Source organism: Halomonas gemina (genome assembly GCF_023554995.1).
GTDB lineage: Bacteria > Pseudomonadota > Gammaproteobacteria > Pseudomonadales > Halomonadaceae > Halomonas > Halomonas gemina.
The window spans coordinates 104,525-120,890 of sequence record NZ_JAMJPK010000005.1 but is presented as its reverse complement, the minus strand read 5'-3'; the positions used below and the strand labels follow the sequence as shown (position 1 = coordinate 120,890).

Annotated in this window: 11 protein-coding genes and 5 tRNA genes; 10 read left to right on the top strand and 6 right to left on the bottom strand. The window is 67.3% G+C overall.

All coding sequences use genetic code 11. The features are described 5' to 3' along the window. Positions 1-53 precede the first annotated feature (53 nt). The 5 genes from M8009_RS12055 (at position 54) to M8009_RS12035 (ending at position 3,969) form a co-directional block, all read left to right on the top strand. Positions 54-995, top strand: a complete 942-nt coding sequence (locus tag M8009_RS12055; protein ID WP_250061429.1) for a ribose-phosphate pyrophosphokinase — start codon at positions 54-56, stop codon at positions 993-995. 127 nt (positions 996-1,122) lie between these two features. Next, positions 1,123-1,782, top strand: coding sequence for a 50S ribosomal protein L25/general stress protein Ctc (locus M8009_RS12050; protein WP_250061421.1), 660 nt, complete (start codon positions 1,123-1,125; stop codon positions 1,780-1,782). 160 nt (positions 1,783-1,942) lie between these two features. Beyond that, positions 1,943-2,533 carry an aminoacyl-tRNA hydrolase gene (gene pth, locus M8009_RS12045; protein ID WP_250061419.1) on the top strand — a complete coding sequence of 197 codons (591 nt, stop codon included), beginning with the start codon at positions 1,943-1,945 and terminating at the stop codon, positions 2,531-2,533. A 211-nt stretch (positions 2,534-2,744) separates the two neighbouring features. Then, entirely contained in the window at positions 2,745-3,836 is a 1,092-nt protein-coding gene (ychF, locus tag M8009_RS12040; protein ID WP_250061417.1) for a redox-regulated ATPase YchF, read from the top strand. Between the two features lie 56 nt (positions 3,837-3,892). Continuing rightward, a tRNA-Met gene (locus tag M8009_RS12035) sits at positions 3,893-3,969 on the top strand. Between the two features lie 56 nt (positions 3,970-4,025). Here the strand turns inward: M8009_RS12035 and M8009_RS12030 are convergent. Beyond that, the gene (locus M8009_RS12030) at positions 4,026-5,324 is read right to left on the bottom strand and encodes a M18 family aminopeptidase (protein WP_250061415.1); all 1,299 of its coding nucleotides are present in this window, start codon (positions 5,322-5,324) and stop codon (positions 4,026-4,028) included. A 143-nt stretch (positions 5,325-5,467) separates the two neighbouring features. On the opposite strand from M8009_RS12030, the gene M8009_RS12025 reads away from it, so the two are divergent. Further along, on the top strand, positions 5,468-7,519 hold the full coding sequence (locus M8009_RS12025) for a carboxy terminal-processing peptidase (protein WP_250061413.1): 2,052 nt from the start codon (positions 5,468-5,470) through the stop codon (positions 7,517-7,519). Positions 7,520-7,787: 268 nt separating this feature from the next. On the opposite strand, the gene M8009_RS12020 is transcribed toward M8009_RS12025, so the two are convergent. The 5 genes from M8009_RS12020 to M8009_RS12000 all read right to left on the bottom strand — a co-directional run bounded on the left by M8009_RS12020 (position 7,788) and on the right by M8009_RS12000 (position 9,391). Continuing rightward, positions 7,788-7,863: transfer RNA gene (locus M8009_RS12020), tRNA-Asn, on the bottom strand. A gap of 45 nt (positions 7,864-7,908) precedes the next feature. After that, positions 7,909-7,984 (bottom strand) — tRNA-Asn (locus M8009_RS12015). A 61-nt stretch (positions 7,985-8,045) separates the two neighbouring features. Then, a tRNA-Asn gene (locus tag M8009_RS12010) sits at positions 8,046-8,121 on the bottom strand. Between the two features lie 143 nt (positions 8,122-8,264). Then, positions 8,265-8,341 (bottom strand) — tRNA-Met (locus M8009_RS12005). Positions 8,342-8,425: 84 nt separating this feature from the next. Then, entirely contained in the window at positions 8,426-9,391 is a 966-nt protein-coding gene (locus tag M8009_RS12000; protein WP_250061411.1) for a choline ABC transporter substrate-binding protein, read from the bottom strand. Positions 9,392-9,574: 183 nt separating this feature from the next. Between M8009_RS12000 and betI the strand changes: the two genes are divergently transcribed. The 4 genes from betI (at position 9,575) to M8009_RS11980 (ending at position 16,264) form a co-directional block, all read left to right on the top strand. After that, on the top strand, positions 9,575-10,180 hold the full coding sequence (gene betI / locus M8009_RS11995; RefSeq protein WP_250061409.1) for a transcriptional regulator BetI: 606 nt from the start codon (positions 9,575-9,577) through the stop codon (positions 10,178-10,180). 12 nt (positions 10,181-10,192) lie between these two features. Further along, positions 10,193-11,692, top strand: coding sequence for a betaine-aldehyde dehydrogenase (gene betB / locus M8009_RS11990; protein ID WP_250061407.1), 1,500 nt, complete (start codon positions 10,193-10,195; stop codon positions 11,690-11,692). Positions 11,693-11,701: 9 nt separating this feature from the next. After that, on the top strand, positions 11,702-13,396 hold the full coding sequence (gene betA / locus M8009_RS11985; protein WP_250061405.1) for a choline dehydrogenase: 1,695 nt from the start codon (positions 11,702-11,704) through the stop codon (positions 13,394-13,396). A 420-nt stretch (positions 13,397-13,816) separates the two neighbouring features. After that, positions 13,817-16,264 (top strand): acyl-CoA dehydrogenase, encoded by a 2,448-nt coding sequence (locus M8009_RS11980; RefSeq protein WP_250061397.1) that lies wholly within the window; start codon positions 13,817-13,819, stop codon positions 16,262-16,264. Positions 16,265-16,366: the final 102 nt, after the last annotated feature.

The window sequence follows — 16,366 nt, the reverse complement described above, 5'->3', positions numbered from 1 at the left end:
AACAACCATCGACCCGAATCCCTGAAGACCCAACACAGCAAAGGTGGCTGCGCGTGTCAAAATTGATGGTTTTCGCCGGGAATGCCAATCCCGAACTCGCCCGAAAGGTCGCCGAGAGTCTGGACACCCACCTGGGCAATGCCACGGTCGGCCAGTTCAGCGACGGCGAGGTCGCGGTCGAGATCAACGAGAACGTGCGCGGCAAGGATGTGTTCATCCTGCAGTCCACCTGTGCACCGACCAATGACAACCTGATGGAGCTGATCCTGATGGTGGACGCCCTGCGCAGGGCCTCCGCCACCCGGATCACGGCCGTAGTCCCCTACTTCGGCTACGCCCGTCAGGACCGCCGCGTGCGTTCCGCGCGCGTGCCGATCTCGGCCAAGATCGTCGCCGACATGATGGTTAAGGCCGGCGTCGACCGGGTCATGACCATGGACCTGCACGCCGACCAGATCCAGGGCTTCTTCGACGTGCCGGTGGACAACGTCTATGGTTCGCCAATCCTGCTCGACGACATCGAGCGCCAGAACTACGACGACCTGGTGGTGGTATCGCCGGACGTCGGCGGCGTGGTGCGGGCCCGCGCCATCGCCAAGCAGCTCAACGCCGACCTCGCCATCATCGACAAGCGTCGCCCCTCGGCCAACCAGGCCCAGGTGATGCATATCATCGGCGAGATCGAGAACCGCACCTGCGTGGTGGTGGACGACATGATCGATACCGCCGGCACCCTGTGCAAGGCCGGCGAGGCCCTCAAGGCCCATGGCGCTCGTCGTGTCGTCGCCTACGCCACCCACCCGATCCTGTCGGGGCCGGCGGTGGACAACATCACCGGCTCGGTGCTCGACGAGGTGGTGGTGACCGACACCATCCCTCTCTCCGAGACCGCACGGCGCAGCGGCAAGATCCGCCAGCTCAGCGTCGCCGGGCTGATCGCCGAGGCGATCCGCCGGGTCAGCAACGAGGAATCCGTCAGCGCCATGTTCCACTGAACGCGGGTCCACCGGGACTCGCTCGGCGGGACGAGGCGCGGGACACAGGCCCTGCGGGGCTCCCGGAAACGCCGTGGTCTGGTCGCGGGCCACGACGCTTTCCTTACTTCCAGAAAGAGGCAACTCCATGTCCGATTACACACTCAATGCCAGCGTTCGCAACGACCTGGGGAAAGGTGCGAGCCGCCGCCTGCGTCGTGCGAACGAACAGGTGCCAGCCATCATCTATGGTGGCGAGCAGGCGCCGCAGCCCATCGCCGTCGACAAGACCAGCTTCTACAAGGCGCTGGAAGACGAGGCCTTCTTCTCCTCGGTGATCAACCTGCAGGTGGATGGCAAGGCCCAGCAGGTGGTGGTGCGTGACCTGCAGCGCCACCCCTTCAAGCCGCTGATCACCCATGCCGACTTCCTGCGGGTGGATGCCACCCACGAGATCACCCTGCGCGTGCCGCTGCACGTGGTGGGCGAGGAGAAGTGCAAGGGCATCAAGGACGAGGGTGGCGAGCTCCACGTGCTCTCCAACGAGGTGGAAGTCAGCTGCCTGCCGAAGGACCTGCCCGACTACCTGGAGATCGACATCGCCGAAGTCGAACTGGGCACCACCCTGCACCTCTCCGACCTGGCCGTACCGGCCGGCGTGACCCTGGTCGCGCTCACCCATGGTGAGGATCACGACAACGCCGTGCTGAGCATTACCAAGCCCAAGGTCCGCGGCACGGACGAGGACGAGGACGAGGAAGGCGGTGAAGCCGCCGAGGGCGAAGAAGGCGAAGGCAGCGCCGAGTAATCGTGCCTGCCAGGGCCATGCGCGGCATGGCCCTCCCTTCACCGATCAAGCGCCCCGGCGCTTGATTTTTTTTGTGGCCGTCCATCCCTGGCGGCCATCCTACGGACCGCCGCTAACGCGACGTCAAAAATCATTCCAGATGATTTTTTGGAGAGACGACATGAGCCAGGTCAAGGCGATCATTGGACTGGGCAATCCCGGCGCCGACTACGCGGCCACCCGCCACAATGCCGGCGCCTGGCTGGTGCAGGCCGTGGCCCGCGAGGCGGGTGTCGAGCTGCGTCCGGACAGGAAGTTCCTGGGCCTGCACGCCAGGGTCCACCTGGACGGCCAGGACGTGCACCTGCTTGAGCCCACCACCTTCATGAACCGCAGCGGCGGCGCCGTGGCGGCCCTCTGCCAGTTCTTCAAGCTGGCACCGGGCGAGCTGCTGGTGGCCCACGACGAGCTGGACATGCCGCCGGGCACTGCACGCTACAAGACGGGCGGCGGTCACGGCGGGCACAACGGCCTGCGCGACATCAGCCGCGCGCTGGGCAACGACAAGGGGTTCCACCGCCTGCGCATAGGTATCGGCCACCCCGGCGACAGCCGCCAGGTGACGAACTACGTGCTGGGCCGCCCCGGCAAGGCCGAGCGCAGCGCCATCGACGCTGCTATCGACGAATGCCTGGCCACCCTGCCCCAGGCCGTGGCCGGTGACTGGGCGAAGGCCATGAATCGGCTGCACAGCTTTTCAGCGCCGAGCTGAAAGCGCCGAGCTGAAAGCGCCGAGCGACAAGAGGGGGCGGACGATGGGCAGCCATGCCCGGAACGACGCTGCCCTGGGCCGAATCCAGTCGACATCATCGAAGGCCCGTCGCTTCACGGCTTGGCCGCTCGGCGCTTGTAGCTTGGCGCTCCGCGCTTCCGTAGAATACTCGCCACTTTCCACTCGCGAACACGCTTTCCAGGACACTCCCATGGGTTTCAACTGCGGTATCGTCGGCCTGCCCAACGTCGGCAAGTCCACGCTGTTCAATGCGCTGACCAAGTCTGGCATCGACGCCGAGAACTTCCCCTTCTGCACCATCGAGCCCAACGTGGGCATCGTGCCGATGCCCGACCCGCGCCTCGACCGGCTGGCGGCGATCGTGGGTCCGCAGAAGGTGATCCCCACCACCATGGAGTTCGTCGACATCGCCGGCCTGGTGGCCGGCGCCTCCAAGGGCGAGGGGCTGGGCAACAAGTTCCTGGCCAATATCCGCGAGACCCAGGCCATCGCCCATGTGGTGCGCTGCTTCGACAACGACAACGTGATCCACGTCGCCAACCAGGTCGACCCGCGGGCCGATATCGAGATCATCAACATGGAACTGGCGCTTGCCGACCTCGACACCGTCGAGCGCGCCATCCAGCGCCTGGTGCGCGTGGCCAAGGGCGGCGACAAGGAGGCCATCGCCACCAAGGGGATCCTAGAGCGCATTCAGCCCCACCTGGCCGAGGGCCTGCCGCTGCGAAGCTTCGGCCTCGGCGACGAGGAGCAGCACCAGCTCAAGGGCTTCGGCTTCCTGACCCTCAAGCCCACCATGTACATCGCCAACGTCAACGAGGATGGCTTCGAGGACAATCCCTACCTCGAGGTGGTCAACGAGATCGCCGCCGAGGAGGGCGCCGTGGTGGTGCCGGTATGCAACCAGATCGAGGCCGAGATCGCCGAGCTGGATGACGAGGAGCGCGCCATGTTCCTCGACGAGATGGGCATGCAGGAGCCGGGGCTCGACCGGGTGATCCGCGCCGGCTATGCCCTGCTCGGGCTGCAGACCTACTTCACTGCCGGGGTCAAGGAGGTGCGCGCCTGGACGGTGAAGGTGGGCGCCACTGCCCCCGAGGCCGCCGGGGTGATCCACACCGACTTCCAGAAGGGCTTCATCCGTGCCGAGGTCATCGCCTACGACGACTTCGTCTCGCTGGGTGGCGAGCAGGGCGCCAAGGATGCCGGCAAGTGGCGCCTGGAGGGCAAGGAGTACATCGTCCAGGACGGCGACGTGATCCACTTCCGCTTCAATGTGTGAGGCACGCAGGCCTTGACCCGAGGGGGCAAACTCCGTAGACTTCGCCCCCGTTGTTCGGCTACGTAGCTCAGCTGGTTAGAGCACATCACTCATAATGATGGGGTCCCCTGTTCAAATCAGGGCGTAGCCACCAGACATGGAAAACCCGGCGCCCCTGGCGCCGGGTTTTTTCGTCTTCTGCCCCCTGTCCTAGGCCAGTTCGGGGCGATCGAAGAAGGCGGTGAGCACCCGCGTCAGGTACTCCACATCCCGGGCGCCGGCGGTCTCGCGGATCGAGTGCATGGCCCACTGGGGCACGCCGACGTCCAGGGTCGGCACGCCGAGCTCGCTGGCGGTGATCGGGCCGATGGTGCTGCCGCAGCCCATGTCGGCCCGGGTCACGAAGCTCTGCACCGGCACCTCGGCCGCGCGGCAGAGGTCACGGAACAGCGCCGCCGTGGCGCTGCTGGTGGCATAGCGCTGGCTGGCATTGACCTTGATCACCGGCCCGCCGTTGAGCACCGGACCGTGGGCGGCATCGTGCTTGTCCGGGAAGTTGGGGTGCAGGGCATGGGCATTGTCGCAGGAGATCAGCCGGGAGGCCTGGATCAGGCGGATGAAGCCCTCCTCCCCCGCCTCTCCGAGCTGATCACTGACCCGCCGCAGCACGTCACCGAGGAAGGGCCCCTGGGCGCCGCAGGCGCTGGCACTGCCCACCTCCTCGTGGTCGTTGGCCACCAGCACCGCTCCCTGACGACCGTCGCTCTCCAGCAGCGCCTCCAGGCCGATGAAGCAGGAGAGCAGGTTGTCGAGCCGGGCGCTGGCGATCAGCTCACCGTCGACACCGACCCGTGACGGCGGCTGCATGTCGCGGAAGGCCAGCTCGAAGTCGAGGAGTTCGAAGCCCTCGAGATCGTGCTGCTCGGCGACCCAGCGCTCGAGCAGGCGCTCGAGGTCGGGCCGCCCCCCGCCCTGCAGGAAGACCGGGGCCATCTCGGTCTGGGCATTGATGGCACGGCCGTTGTTGGCCTCGCGGTCGAGATGGATGGCCAGGCTCGGGATGATCGCCAGCGGCTGCTCCACATCGAGCAGCACGCCCTCGATGCGGCCGTCGGCATGACGCAGATGCACCCGTCCGGCCAGTCCCAGGTCGCGATCGAACCAGGGCGCCAGCAGGGCCCCGCCGTAGACCTCGACGCCGAGCTGGAGCCAGCCCGCCGCACTCTGCGCGGGGTTGGGCTTGAGGCGCAAACCGGGGCTGTCGGTATGGGCACCGACCAGGCGCAGCGCCGCGAGTCGCTCGCTGGGCAGCTGCAGGGCGACCAGCGAGGAGTCGTTGCGGGTGACGAAGACACGCTCACCCGGCGACAGTCGCCAGGCCTCGGTCTCCTCGAGACGCCGGTAGCCGGCCTCCTCCAGGCGCCTGGCGATGTTGGCCGTGGCATGCCAGGGCGTGGGGGATCGACGCAGGAAGTCGAGCAGGCGCTCGAGTCGGGCATCCTGGGACATGGAATTCCTCTATCGCGGGGCATTTCAGGGGTCTTGGCGGCACGACCAAGCTGGTACAATGAACGTTCGGTCCATGCAACTCGTCGGCCGGGTCGGAGTCTGGATAGAGAGTCAGTGTACACGAATCGGGGAGTGCTTCATCGATGAGCCTGTTTGTCACCCTTGGGCGTTCAGCGGCCCTGGCCCTGCTGCTGGCCACCACGCCGTTACTGGCCGCCGTCGAGCCGAACGACGCTCAGCGCCAGGTGGCCGCGGAAGTGGCCGAGTCGCTGCGCTACGGCCACTACGCGGATGTCAGTCTCGACGACGACTGGTCACGGCGCGCCTACTCGCGCTACCTGGACATCCTCGATGGCCAGCGCGCCTACCTGCTCGACCGCGACGTGGCCGCCTTCGGCGACCTGGCAACGGGCATGGACGAGGCGCTGCTCGACGGCGACCTGACGCGCCCCTTCGCCCTCTATCAGCGCTATCACGAGCGCGCCGAGGCACGCTTCGAGTGGCTGCTCGACCGCCTCGACGAGGGCGTCGACTTCGCCTTCGACAGCGACAAGCGCCTGGAGCTGGAGCGTGAAGATGCGCCCTGGGCCGGCCGGGAGGCGGCCCTGGACGAGCTGTGGATGAAACGGCTCAAGAACGCCGCCCTGACCCTGGCCATCAGCGACCAGGACGCCGAGCAGGTGGAAGCCAACCTGCGTCAGCGCTACGAGGGGCAGCTGTCGCGCCTGCGCCAGACCAACGAGGAGGACGTCTTCGGCCTCTTCATGGCGGCGGTGACCGGCAGCATCGACCCGCACAGCGAGTACCTCTCGCCGCGTCAGGGCGAGTCCTTCGACATTCAGATGCGCCTGTCGCTTGAGGGCATCGGCGCCCTGCTCCAGGCCGACGGGGAGTACGTGAAGGTCTCGAGCCTGGTACCGGGCGGCCCCGCCGAGCGGGCCGGTGCCCTGCAGCCGGCCGACCGCATCGTCGGCGTGGGCCAGGAGGGCGAGGAGATCGTCAACGTGGTGGGCATGCGCCTTGACGACGTGGTCGACATGATTCGCGGCCCCAAGGGCTCGGTGGTGCGCCTCGACGTGGTGCCCGCCCAGGCCGTCGACATGACGCGCTCCAAGGTCATCGAGATCACCCGCGACACCGTGGACCTGGAGGACCAGGCCGCCCAGGGCGAAGTGATCGAGATCGAGCGTGACGATGGCACCCACCGCCTCGGCGTGATCAAGATCCCCACCTTCTACGTGGACTTCGATGCCTGGCAGGCCGGCGAGGAGGACTACCGCAGCACCACCCGTGACGTGGCCAAGGAGGTGGAGCGGCTCCAGGCCGAGGGCGTCGAGGGCATCGTGCTCGACCTGCGCAACAACGGCGGCGGAGCCCTGCAGGAAGCCAACTCGCTGATCGGCCTGTTCATCGACCGCGGCCCCACCGTGCAGGTCCGCGATGCCCGCGGCCGCATCAGCCTCTACGGCGACACCGAGAGCGGCACCCTCTACGACGGCCCCCTGGCCGTGCTGGTCAACCGCCTCTCCGCCTCGGCCTCCGAGATCTTCGCCGGCGCCATCCAGGACTACGGCCGCGGCCTGGTGGTAGGCACCGACACCTTCGGCAAGGGCACGGTCCAGACCCTCAACGAGCTCAGCCATGGCGAGATCAAGCTGACCCGCGCCAAGTTCTATCGCATCTCCGGGGAAAGCACCCAGCACCGCGGCGTGGAGCCGGACATCCGCTTCCCGAGCCTGATCGACCCCGAGCTGATCGGCGAGAGCAGCCTCGACAACGCCCTGGAGTGGGACACGGTGCGCGAGGTGCAGTACCGCACCTACGGCGAGCCCCGCCAGTACCTGGAGACGCTGCGCAGCCGCCATCGCGAGCGGGCCGACCAGCACCCCAACTTCCACTACCTCGAGCAGCAGTCCGCGCTGGCGAGCCGTCTTCGCGAGCAGCATACCAGCGTCAGCCTCAATCGCGAGCAGCGCCAGCGCGAGGTGGAAGCCCAGGAGGCCGAACAGCTCGCCCTGGAGAACGAGCGCCGCCGCGCCCTTGGCCTGGAGCCGCTGGAGGAGTGGGTCGATGCCCGCGACGAGGAGGAGGGCGACGAGGAGCCGGTCGATCGCGCCCAGATCCTGGAGGCGGCCCAGATCCTGCTCGACTACACCCAACTCGAGAGCACCTGGCACTACGCGAAAGGCAGCTGAACGCGGGACGCCACCGACCCGCCTTCTCGGTCAGCAGGAGCAGCATGCAGCGCCGGGCCTTCGGGCCCGGCGCCTTGCGTCGGGTGATCGCCTCGCCATCGGGAGGCGTTACGACCGGCCATGGCGAACGACCGTCGTGCGCAGGGGGGACCCGAATACCAGGGGCGCTCCGGCCGACGAGCGACGAAGAGGCACAGGAATGGAAGACGCTACCCGGCGAGGCGAGGGGCGACAGCTCAGACGAAAAAGGATGACGGCCAGACAGGACTGGCTCCCCGAACAGGACTCGAACCTGTGACCCAGTGATTAACAGTCACTTGCTCTACCAACTGAGCTATCGGGGAACAACAAGATGATGCGAGGGGATGCGGCTGGCAGCTAGGAGCGGTTGGCTCCCCGAGCAGGACTCGAACCTGCGACCCAATGATTAACAGTCATTTGCTCTACCAACTGAGCTATCGGGGAATGACCGCATGCCGCACTGTGCCTTTCATATTGACGAGATCCATCGCTGCATGAGCGACGCTGGCTCCCCGAGCAGGACTCGAACCTGCGACCCAATGATTAACAGTCATTTGCTCTACCAACTGAGCTATCGGGGAATGACCTCGAGCACGGGGCGTAGTATACGGATCGGGCCCGCAAGGTCAAGCGGGGATTGGTACACCTCCCCCTCGCGTGGCACAGCGGAGCCCAATCGAAAACGCCCGCCAGGGCGAGGCCTGGCGGGCGTTTTCGTGCATCCTGGTGGCTACGCCCTGATTCGAACAGGGGACCCCATCATTATGAGTGATGTGCTCTAACCAGCTGAGCTACGTAGCCTTATCAACGGCTTGCCCGGCCGCAGCCGGGCAACGGAGAGGGATTATGCACGCGGGCTCACCGCATGGCAAGCCCGCGCGGCCCTCACGCCTCGATGTCGAGGGCGCGCTTGACCGCCGGCAGCGCCGGCTCGCCCTCGCGGGTCTCGACGCCCTCGAGCCACTCCTCCAGGAGCTCGGGATTTGCCTGCAGGTAGGCCCGGGCGGCATCACGGGGATCCTCGCCATCGTCCATGATCTCGCCCATCAGCTGGTTCTCCATCTCGAGGGTGAACTCGAGGTTTTCCAGCAGCGCACCGACGTTGGCGCACTCCTCGACGTAGCCGCTACGGGTGTTGGTGTAGACGGTGGCGCCGCCGAGGTCGGGGCCGAAGTAGTCATCGGCACCCTCCAGGTAGGCCATGTCGAAGTTGGTGTTCATCGGATGCGGCTCCCAGCCAAGGAACACCATCCACTCCTCCTCCGGCACCCGAGCGCTCAGCTCGGCGAGCATGCCGGCCTCGCTGGAATCGACCAGCTGCCAGTCACCCAGGCCGAAGGCGTCATCATCGATCATCTGCTGGATCAGCTGGTTGCCGTCGTTGCCTGCCTCGATGCCGTGGATATCGCTGTCGAACTGATCGGCATGCTCGGCGAGGTCGGCCACCGAGGTGACGCCCGCATCGTGGACATACTGCGGCACGGCGAGGGTGTACTTGGCACCCTCGAGGTTGGCCCCCAGGCGATCGATATCGCCATCCTCGACGTAGGGGTCGCTGATCGATGCCATGGAGGGCATCCAGTTGCCCAGGAAGACGTCGAAGTCGCCGTTCTTCATGCCCTGGTAGGCGATGGGCACGGAGACGGTGTCGATGCGAGTGTCATAGCCCAGTGCCTCGAGCACCTCGGTGGTGAGCGCGGTGGTGGCGGTGATGTCGGTCCAGCCGACCTCGGCGAAGCGTACGGTCTCGCAGCTCTCGGGCTCGGCGGCCTGCAGCGGAGAGACGGAGAAACCGAGGGCGGCGGCGCCGAGCCCCAGGGTCAGGCGACGGTTCAGGTTGCGGGTGTGCATGGAGACATTCCTCTTGTGGGACGTGAAGTATAGCCGCGGTGACAGCACCACGAGCCAGCGGTATCCTGTGCCAGGCTCTTTATTGATTGAACGTTCAATAAAGAAATGGCAAGCTGTGCACATGGTAACCATGCTTCACGTGGTGGTTGCAAGATCAATTCCCCGGGAAAGGAGCCAGCAACGGTGCCCAAGGTTGGAATGGAACCCATCCGCCGCCAGCAGCTGATCAAGGCCACCATGGCGGCGATCGACAAGGTCGGCCTGGCCGATGCCACGGTGATGCGCATCGCTCGTCATGCTGGCGTCTCCGCCGGCATCATCAGCCACTACTTCGGCGGCAAGGACGGCCTGCTGGAGGCCACCATGCGCCAGATCCTCAGCGACCTGGGCGAGGCAGTAGCGGCACGACGCAGAGAGCTCACCACCTCGAGCCCCAGGGACCACATCGCTGCCATCATCGACGGCAACTTCGACCGCAGCCAGGTCACCGGGCCGGTAGCCAAGACCTGGCTGGCCTTCTGGGCCAGCAGCATGCACAAGCCCGAGCTGGCGCGCCTGCAGCAGGTCAATGACCGGCGCCTCTACGCCAACCTCTGCCACCAGTTCCGCCGCCTGATGCCCCGTGACGAGGCCCGCGCCTGCGCCCGCGCACTGGCCGCGCTGATCGACGGCCTGTGGCTGCGCGGCGCCCTGACACTCGAGGGCCTGGACAGCGACGAGGCGCGTCGCCTGGCCCGGGACTACCTCGATCGCCTGCTCGACACCCGAGATACCCTTTCCCCTTCCTGAATGGAGGTCACCATGCCATCCCTCGAGACCCAGACCCTCTACATCGACGGCCGTCACACGGCCGCCACCTCCGGCGAGACCTTTGCCGTGGTCAATCCCTTCGACGGCTCGCGGCTCGCCGAGGTGCAGCAGGCCGCCGAGGCCGACGTGGACGCCGCCGTGGCCGCGGCCCGCAAGGGCCAGCGGGCCTGGGCGGCCATGACCGGCATGGAGCGCGGCAGGATCCTCAACCGCGCGGTGGCGCTGCTGAGGGAGCGCAATGACGAGCTCGCCGAGCTGGAGACCCGCAACACCGGCAAGCCGATCAGCGAGACGGCCGCGGTGGACATCGTCACCGGCGCCGACGTCCTCGAATACTACGCCGGCCTGGCACCGGCCATCGAGGGCAGCCAGATCCCGCTGCGCGAGGACTCCTTCGTCTACACCCGTCGCGAGCCGCTAGGGGTGATCGGCGCCATCGGTGCCTGGAACTACCCCATCCAGATCGCCTGCTGGAAGAGTGCCCCGGCGCTGGCTGCCGGCAACGCCGTGGTCTTCAAGCCCAGCGAGGTCACCCCGCTGACCACCATGCGGCTGGCCGAGATCTTCACCGAGGCCGGGCTGCCCGATGGCGTCTTCAACGTGATCCATGGCGACGGCAGCGTCGGCGCCCTGATGACCGGGCACCCCGGCATCGACAAGGTCTCCTTCACCGGAGAGGTGGGAACCGGCAAGAAGGTGATGGCCGCCGCCGGGGGCTCCACCCTCAAGGACGTGACCATGGAGCTGGGTGGCAAGTCACCGCTGATCGTGTTCAGCGATGCCGACCTCGACCGCGCCGCCGACGCCGCCATGATGGCCAACTTCTACTCCAGCGGGCAGATCTGCACCAACGGCACCCGGGTCTTCGTCGAGCGCTCAGTGAAGGAGGCCTTCGAGGCAAGGCTCAAGGAGCGCGTGGCGCGCATCCGTGCCGGCGACCCGCTGGACCCGAACGTCAACTTCGGCCCCCTGGTGAGCTTCGAGCACCAGGAGAAGGTGCTCTCCTACATCGCCCTGGGTCAGCAGGAGGGCGCCACGCTCCTGACCGGTGGCGAGGCCTGGAACTCGGATTTTCAGGGCGGGGGCGAGCAGGGCGATATCGACTGGATTCAGGGCGCCTGGGCGGCCCCCACGGTGTTCACCGACTGCACCGACGGGATGCGCATCGTGCGCGAGGAGATCTTCGGCCCGGTGATGGCGATACTCGCCTTCGATGACGAGGAGGAGGTGATCCGCCGCGCCAACGATACCCACTACGGGCTGGCCGCCGGCGTCTTCACCGAGCACCTCAACCGTGCCCACCGGGTGATCCATCGCCTGGAGGCGGGCATCTGCTGGATCAACACCTGGGGCGAGTCCCCCGCCGAGATGCCGGTGGGTGGCTACAAGCAGTCCGGCGTGGGCCGCGAGAACGGCCTCGAGACCCTGGCCCACTACACCCAGACCAAGTCGGTACAGATCGAGATGGGCCCCTTCGAGTCGGTGTTTTAAGGAGATCCCATGTCACAGATCCGTGAATTCGACTACATCATCATCGGTGCGGGGTCGGCCGGCAACGTGCTGGCCACCCGCCTCACCGAGGATCCTGACGTCTCGGTGCTGCTGCTCGAGGCCGGCGGCCCCGACCATCGCCTTGACTTCCGCACCCAGATGCCCGCGGCCCTGGCCTATCCGCTGCAGGGCAAGCGCTACAACTGGGCCTTCGAGACCGACCCCGAGCCGCACATGGACAGCCGACGCATGGAGTGCGGGCGCGGCAAGGGGCTGGGGGGCTCCTCGCTGATCAACGGCATGTGCTACATCCGCGGCAACGCCCTTGACTACGACCACTGGGCCAAGGCGCCGGGCCTTGCGGACTGGAGCTACGCCGACTGCCTGCCCTACTTCAGGAAGTCCGAGAGCCGCGATATCGGCGAAAATGCCTACCATGGCGGCGACGGGCCGGTGAGTGTCACGACGCCGAAAGAGGGCAACAACCCGCTTTACCGGACCTTCATCGAGGCGGGCAAGCAGGCCGGCTACCCGGAGACCGAGGACGTCAACGGCTACCAGCAGGAGGGCTTCGGCCCCATGGATCGTTTCGTCACCCCCAACGGCCGTCGCGCCTCCACGGCCCGCGGCTACCTCGACCAGGCCAGGGGGCGGGCGAACCTGACCATCGAGACCCACGCCCTCACCGACGTCATCGAGTTCGAGGGCAAGCGCGCCGTGGGCGTGCGCTACGCGCGCAAGGGCGAGGCGCGCCAGGCCCGTGCCCGCCGCGAGGTGCTGCTGTGCGGCGGGGCCATCGCCTCGCCGCAGATCCTACAGCGCTCCGGCGTGGGGCCGAAGGAGCTCCTGGACGAGTTCGGCATCGAACCGGTGCAGGTCAACGACAACGTCGGTGCCCACCTCCAGGACCATCTGGAGATGTATATCCAGTACGAGTGCACCCAGCCGATCTCGCTCTACCCGGCGCTGAAGTGGTACAACCAGCCGAAGATCGGTGCCGAGTGGCTCTTCCTGGGCAAGGGCGTGGGGGCCAGCAACCAGTTCGAGGCGGCGGGCTTCATCCGCTCCAATGACCAGGAAGCGTGGCCCAACCTGCAGTACCACTTCCTGCCCATCGCCATCAGCTACAACGGCAAGAGCGCGGTCCAGGCCCACGGCTTCCAGGCCCACGTGGGCTCCATGCGCTCCGAGAGCCGCGGGCGCATCCGCCTGACCTCCCGGGCCCCCGAGGCGGCACCGTCGATCCTGTTCAACTACATGTCCAGGGAGAAGGACTGGCAGGAGTTCCGCGATGCCATCCGGCTGACCCGCGAGATCATAAACCAGCCCGCCTTCGACCCCTACCGCGGTCGGGAGATCTCCCCGGGGCCGGACGTGCAATCCGACGCCGAGCTGGATGCCTTCGTCAAGGCCCATGCCGAGACCGCCTACCACCCCTGCGGCAGTTGCCGGATGGGCGAAGGCGACGATGCCGTGGTGGACGGCCAGGGCAGAGTGCACGGCCTCGAAGGGCTGCGGGTAGTGGACGCCTCGCTGTTCCCGGTGATTCCCACCGGGAATCTCAACGCGCCGACCATCATGCTCGCCGAGAAGATCGCCGACCGCATCCGCGGCCGCGAGCCGCTGCCGAGAAGCGACGCCCCCTACTACGTGGCGAACGGCGCTCCGGCCCGGGACGAGCCCCAGCGCCGCCTCGAGGCATAGCGCCGCCCCTGCGGCACCACTGCGCCCCGCCTGCCCTGCAGCGCGGGGCGTTTTTTGGATGCCAGACAGTCGCAGATGACTACCACGCTCGAGGCTTTTCCGGCGACAGGCCTACGAGGGGGGCCGGCCCTCCGGGGGCGCTGTGAACCCCTCCCTGGGCGCTACCGACGCCCTGCTTCGCTCTCGCGTCCCGCTCCGCTTGCAGGTCCGGTGCTGGCCATCCATGGTCAGCCCGTTCGGAGCAGTGCTCCTCACCCCTGGCGTAGGACCCCCTCTACGGCCTGTCCCCGGCGCCTCTCGCTCTTGCTGAAACCTTGACTACGAATCATGCCGCTGGCCGGTTGCAACAAAGTGGGCTAGTCTGCAAGAATTCAAACATCTGTTCGAATTCTTGCAGTCGACAACAACCGGAGTCACTCCATGCTCACCCTGATCCTGCTGATCGTGGCCATCGTCGGCCTGCTGGCGGTGATGCGCCGCGAGGCGGGTGCCCTGCCCGCCCTGACCGTGCTCGCCGTCACCGGCCTGGCCAGCCTGCTCTTCGCCTCCTCCCTGCTGGGCGTGCTGCTGCTGGCCGGCGCCGCCGGGGTGGCGGTAGCCGGCCTGCCATCAATGCGCGTCCGTTGGCTTTCGCCACGCCTCTTCGCCCTGTTCAAGAAGGTCGCGCCCCGGGTCTCGGAGACCGAGCGCACCGCGCTGGAAGCCGGCACCGTGGCCTGGGACGGCGAGCTCTTCACCGGGCGTCCCGACTGGAAGCGACTGCTCGACTACCGCGACGAGGGGCTCACGGCGCAGGAGCAGGCCTTCCTCGACCACCAGTGCAGCGTGGCCGCCGGCATGTGCAACGCCTGGGAGATCGCCCGGGAGCGCGCCGACCTGCCCCAGGAACTCTGGGACTACCTCAAGCGGGAAGGCTTCTTCGGCATGATCATCCCCCAAGCGTACGGCGGCCTCGGCTTCTCCGCCAAGGCGCAGTCGCTGGTGCTGCAGAAGCTCTCGGTCAGCGAGACACTGATGGTCACGGTGGGCGTGCCCAACTCCCTGGGCCCAGGCGAGTTGCTGCTCAAGTACGGCACCGAGACCCAGAAGGACCATTACCTGCCGCGGCTGGCCGACGGGCGCGAGATCCCCTGCTTCGGCCTTACCGGCCCCCGCGCGGGCAGTGACGCCACGGCCATCCCCGATACCGGCGTGGTCTGCCGGCAGGAAATCGACGGCGAGGAGGTGCTGGGCCTGCGCCTGAACTTCGAGAAGCGCTGGATCACCCTGGCGCCCATCGCCAGCGTGGTGGGCCTCGCCTTCCGGCTCTTCGACCCCGACCACCTGCTGGGTGACGAGAGCGATCGCGGCATCACCCTGGCGCTGATCCCGCGCGACACCGCTGGCATGGAGATCGGTCGCCGCCACCACCCCATCGGCAGCCCCTTCCTCAACGGGCCGATCCGGGGCAAGGACGTCTTCGTGCCGCTCGACACCATCATCGGCGGGCCCGAGATGATCGGCCAGGGCTGGCGGATGCTGGTGGAGTGCCTCTCCATCGGCCGCTGCATCACCCTGCCCTCCGGCGCCACCGGGACCGCCCGCTATGCCCTGGGCTGGAGCGGCGGCTTCGCCCGCATACGTCGCCAGTTCAACGTGCCGGTGGCCGAGATGGAGGGGGTCCAGGAGCCCCTGGCGCGCATGGCCGCGCTGGCCTACATCTCCCGGGCCGCGGTCTACCAGACGGCCAACACCATCGACCACGGCGAGAAGCCGGCGGTGCCCTCGGCGATCCTCAAGAGCCAGCTCACCGAGTTCCAGCGCCAGATCCTCGGCGACGCCATGGACATCCACGGCGGCAAGGCGGTGACCCTGGGGCCGCGCAACTACCTCGGCATCGGCTACAGCGCCAACCCGGTGGCAATCACCGTGGAAGGCGCCAACATCATGACCCGCAACCTGATGATCTTCGGCCAGGGGGCAATCCGCTGCCATCCCTACGTGCTCGAGGAGCTGGCCGCCAAGGATGCCGATGACCTGGGGGCCTTCGACAAGGCGTTCTTCGGCCACGCCGGGCTGATCTTCGGCAACGCCGCCCGTGCCCTCACCCAGGGCCTGGGAGTCGGCCGGGCGGAGGTGCCCTTCGACGAGGTCGCCGCCCCCTATGCCAAGGACGTCGCTCGCCTCTCCGCCGGCTTCGGGCTGTGCGCCGATGCCGCCATGGCGAGCCTCGGCTCGACCCTCAAGCAGCGCGAGATGCTCTCGGCGCGCCTGGGCGACGTGCTCTCCAACCTCTATCTCGCCTCGATGACGCTCAAGCAGTGGCACGAAGGCGACAAGGTCGAGGGCGAGGCCGCCCTGCTGCACTATGGCTGCCGCTTCCTGCTGGGTCGCGCCGAGCAGGCCCTGGACGAGCTCTTCGACAACCTGCCGAGCCGTGCCCTGGGCCGGCTGTTGCGCATCGTAGTGATGCCCGCCGGCCGCCACTGGAAGCGCCCCCAGGATGCCCTGACCCGCGAGATCGCCCAGGCCGTCTCTCGCGACACGGCGCTGCGCCACTACCTGCTGGAAACCACTTGGCAGGAGAACGACGGCAGCCGGGACAATCCCCTCGCCCACTACAACGCCCTGCTGGCCAGCCAGGAGCGCGCCGAAGAGCTCTACCGCCGGGTCCAGAAGGCCCATGCCAAGGGCGAGCTGCCGGCGGACGCCCTGCACCCCGAGCAGAAGGTGGAGGCCGCCCTCGAGGCGGGCCTCATCGCGGCAGAGGATGCCACCTTCATGCGCGAGCGCGAGGCAGAGGTGCTGGAGCTACTGACCGTTGACGACTTTGCCTATGACGCCTTCGTCACCGACAAGTCGAAGGTGCTGCGCCACCAGGCCGCCTGAGCCCAGGCCAACCACGCAGTCCCTCAATGCCCCGGCCATGTGCCGGGGCGTTCAATTCTTATGTAGACACCTTGCTCGAGGCTATTCCGGCAAAAGGGCTAC

What these genes read in the sequence shown, in the direction of transcription:
- M8009_RS12025 (WP_250061413.1), top strand. Translation starts at nt 5,468, where the DNA reads ATGAGCCTGTTTGTCACCCTTGGGCGTTCAGCGGCCCTGGCCCTGCTG.
- M8009_RS12000 (WP_250061411.1), bottom strand. Translation starts at nt 9,391, where the DNA reads ATGCACACCCGCAACCTGAACCGTCGCCTGACCCTGGGGCTCGGCGCC.
- M8009_RS12030 (WP_250061415.1), bottom strand. Translation starts at nt 5,324, where the DNA reads ATGTCCCAGGATGCCCGACTCGAGCGCCTGCTCGACTTCCTGCGTCGA.
- betB (WP_250061407.1), top strand. Translation starts at nt 10,193, where the DNA reads ATGCCATCCCTCGAGACCCAGACCCTCTACATCGACGGCCGTCACACG.
- ychF (WP_250061417.1), top strand. Translation starts at nt 2,745, where the DNA reads ATGGGTTTCAACTGCGGTATCGTCGGCCTGCCCAACGTCGGCAAGTCC.
- pth (WP_250061419.1), top strand. Translation starts at nt 1,943, where the DNA reads ATGAGCCAGGTCAAGGCGATCATTGGACTGGGCAATCCCGGCGCCGAC.
- M8009_RS11980 (WP_250061397.1), top strand. Translation starts at nt 13,817, where the DNA reads ATGCTCACCCTGATCCTGCTGATCGTGGCCATCGTCGGCCTGCTGGCG.
- M8009_RS12050 (WP_250061421.1), top strand. Translation starts at nt 1,123, where the DNA reads ATGTCCGATTACACACTCAATGCCAGCGTTCGCAACGACCTGGGGAAA.
- betA (WP_250061405.1), top strand. Translation starts at nt 11,702, where the DNA reads ATGTCACAGATCCGTGAATTCGACTACATCATCATCGGTGCGGGGTCG.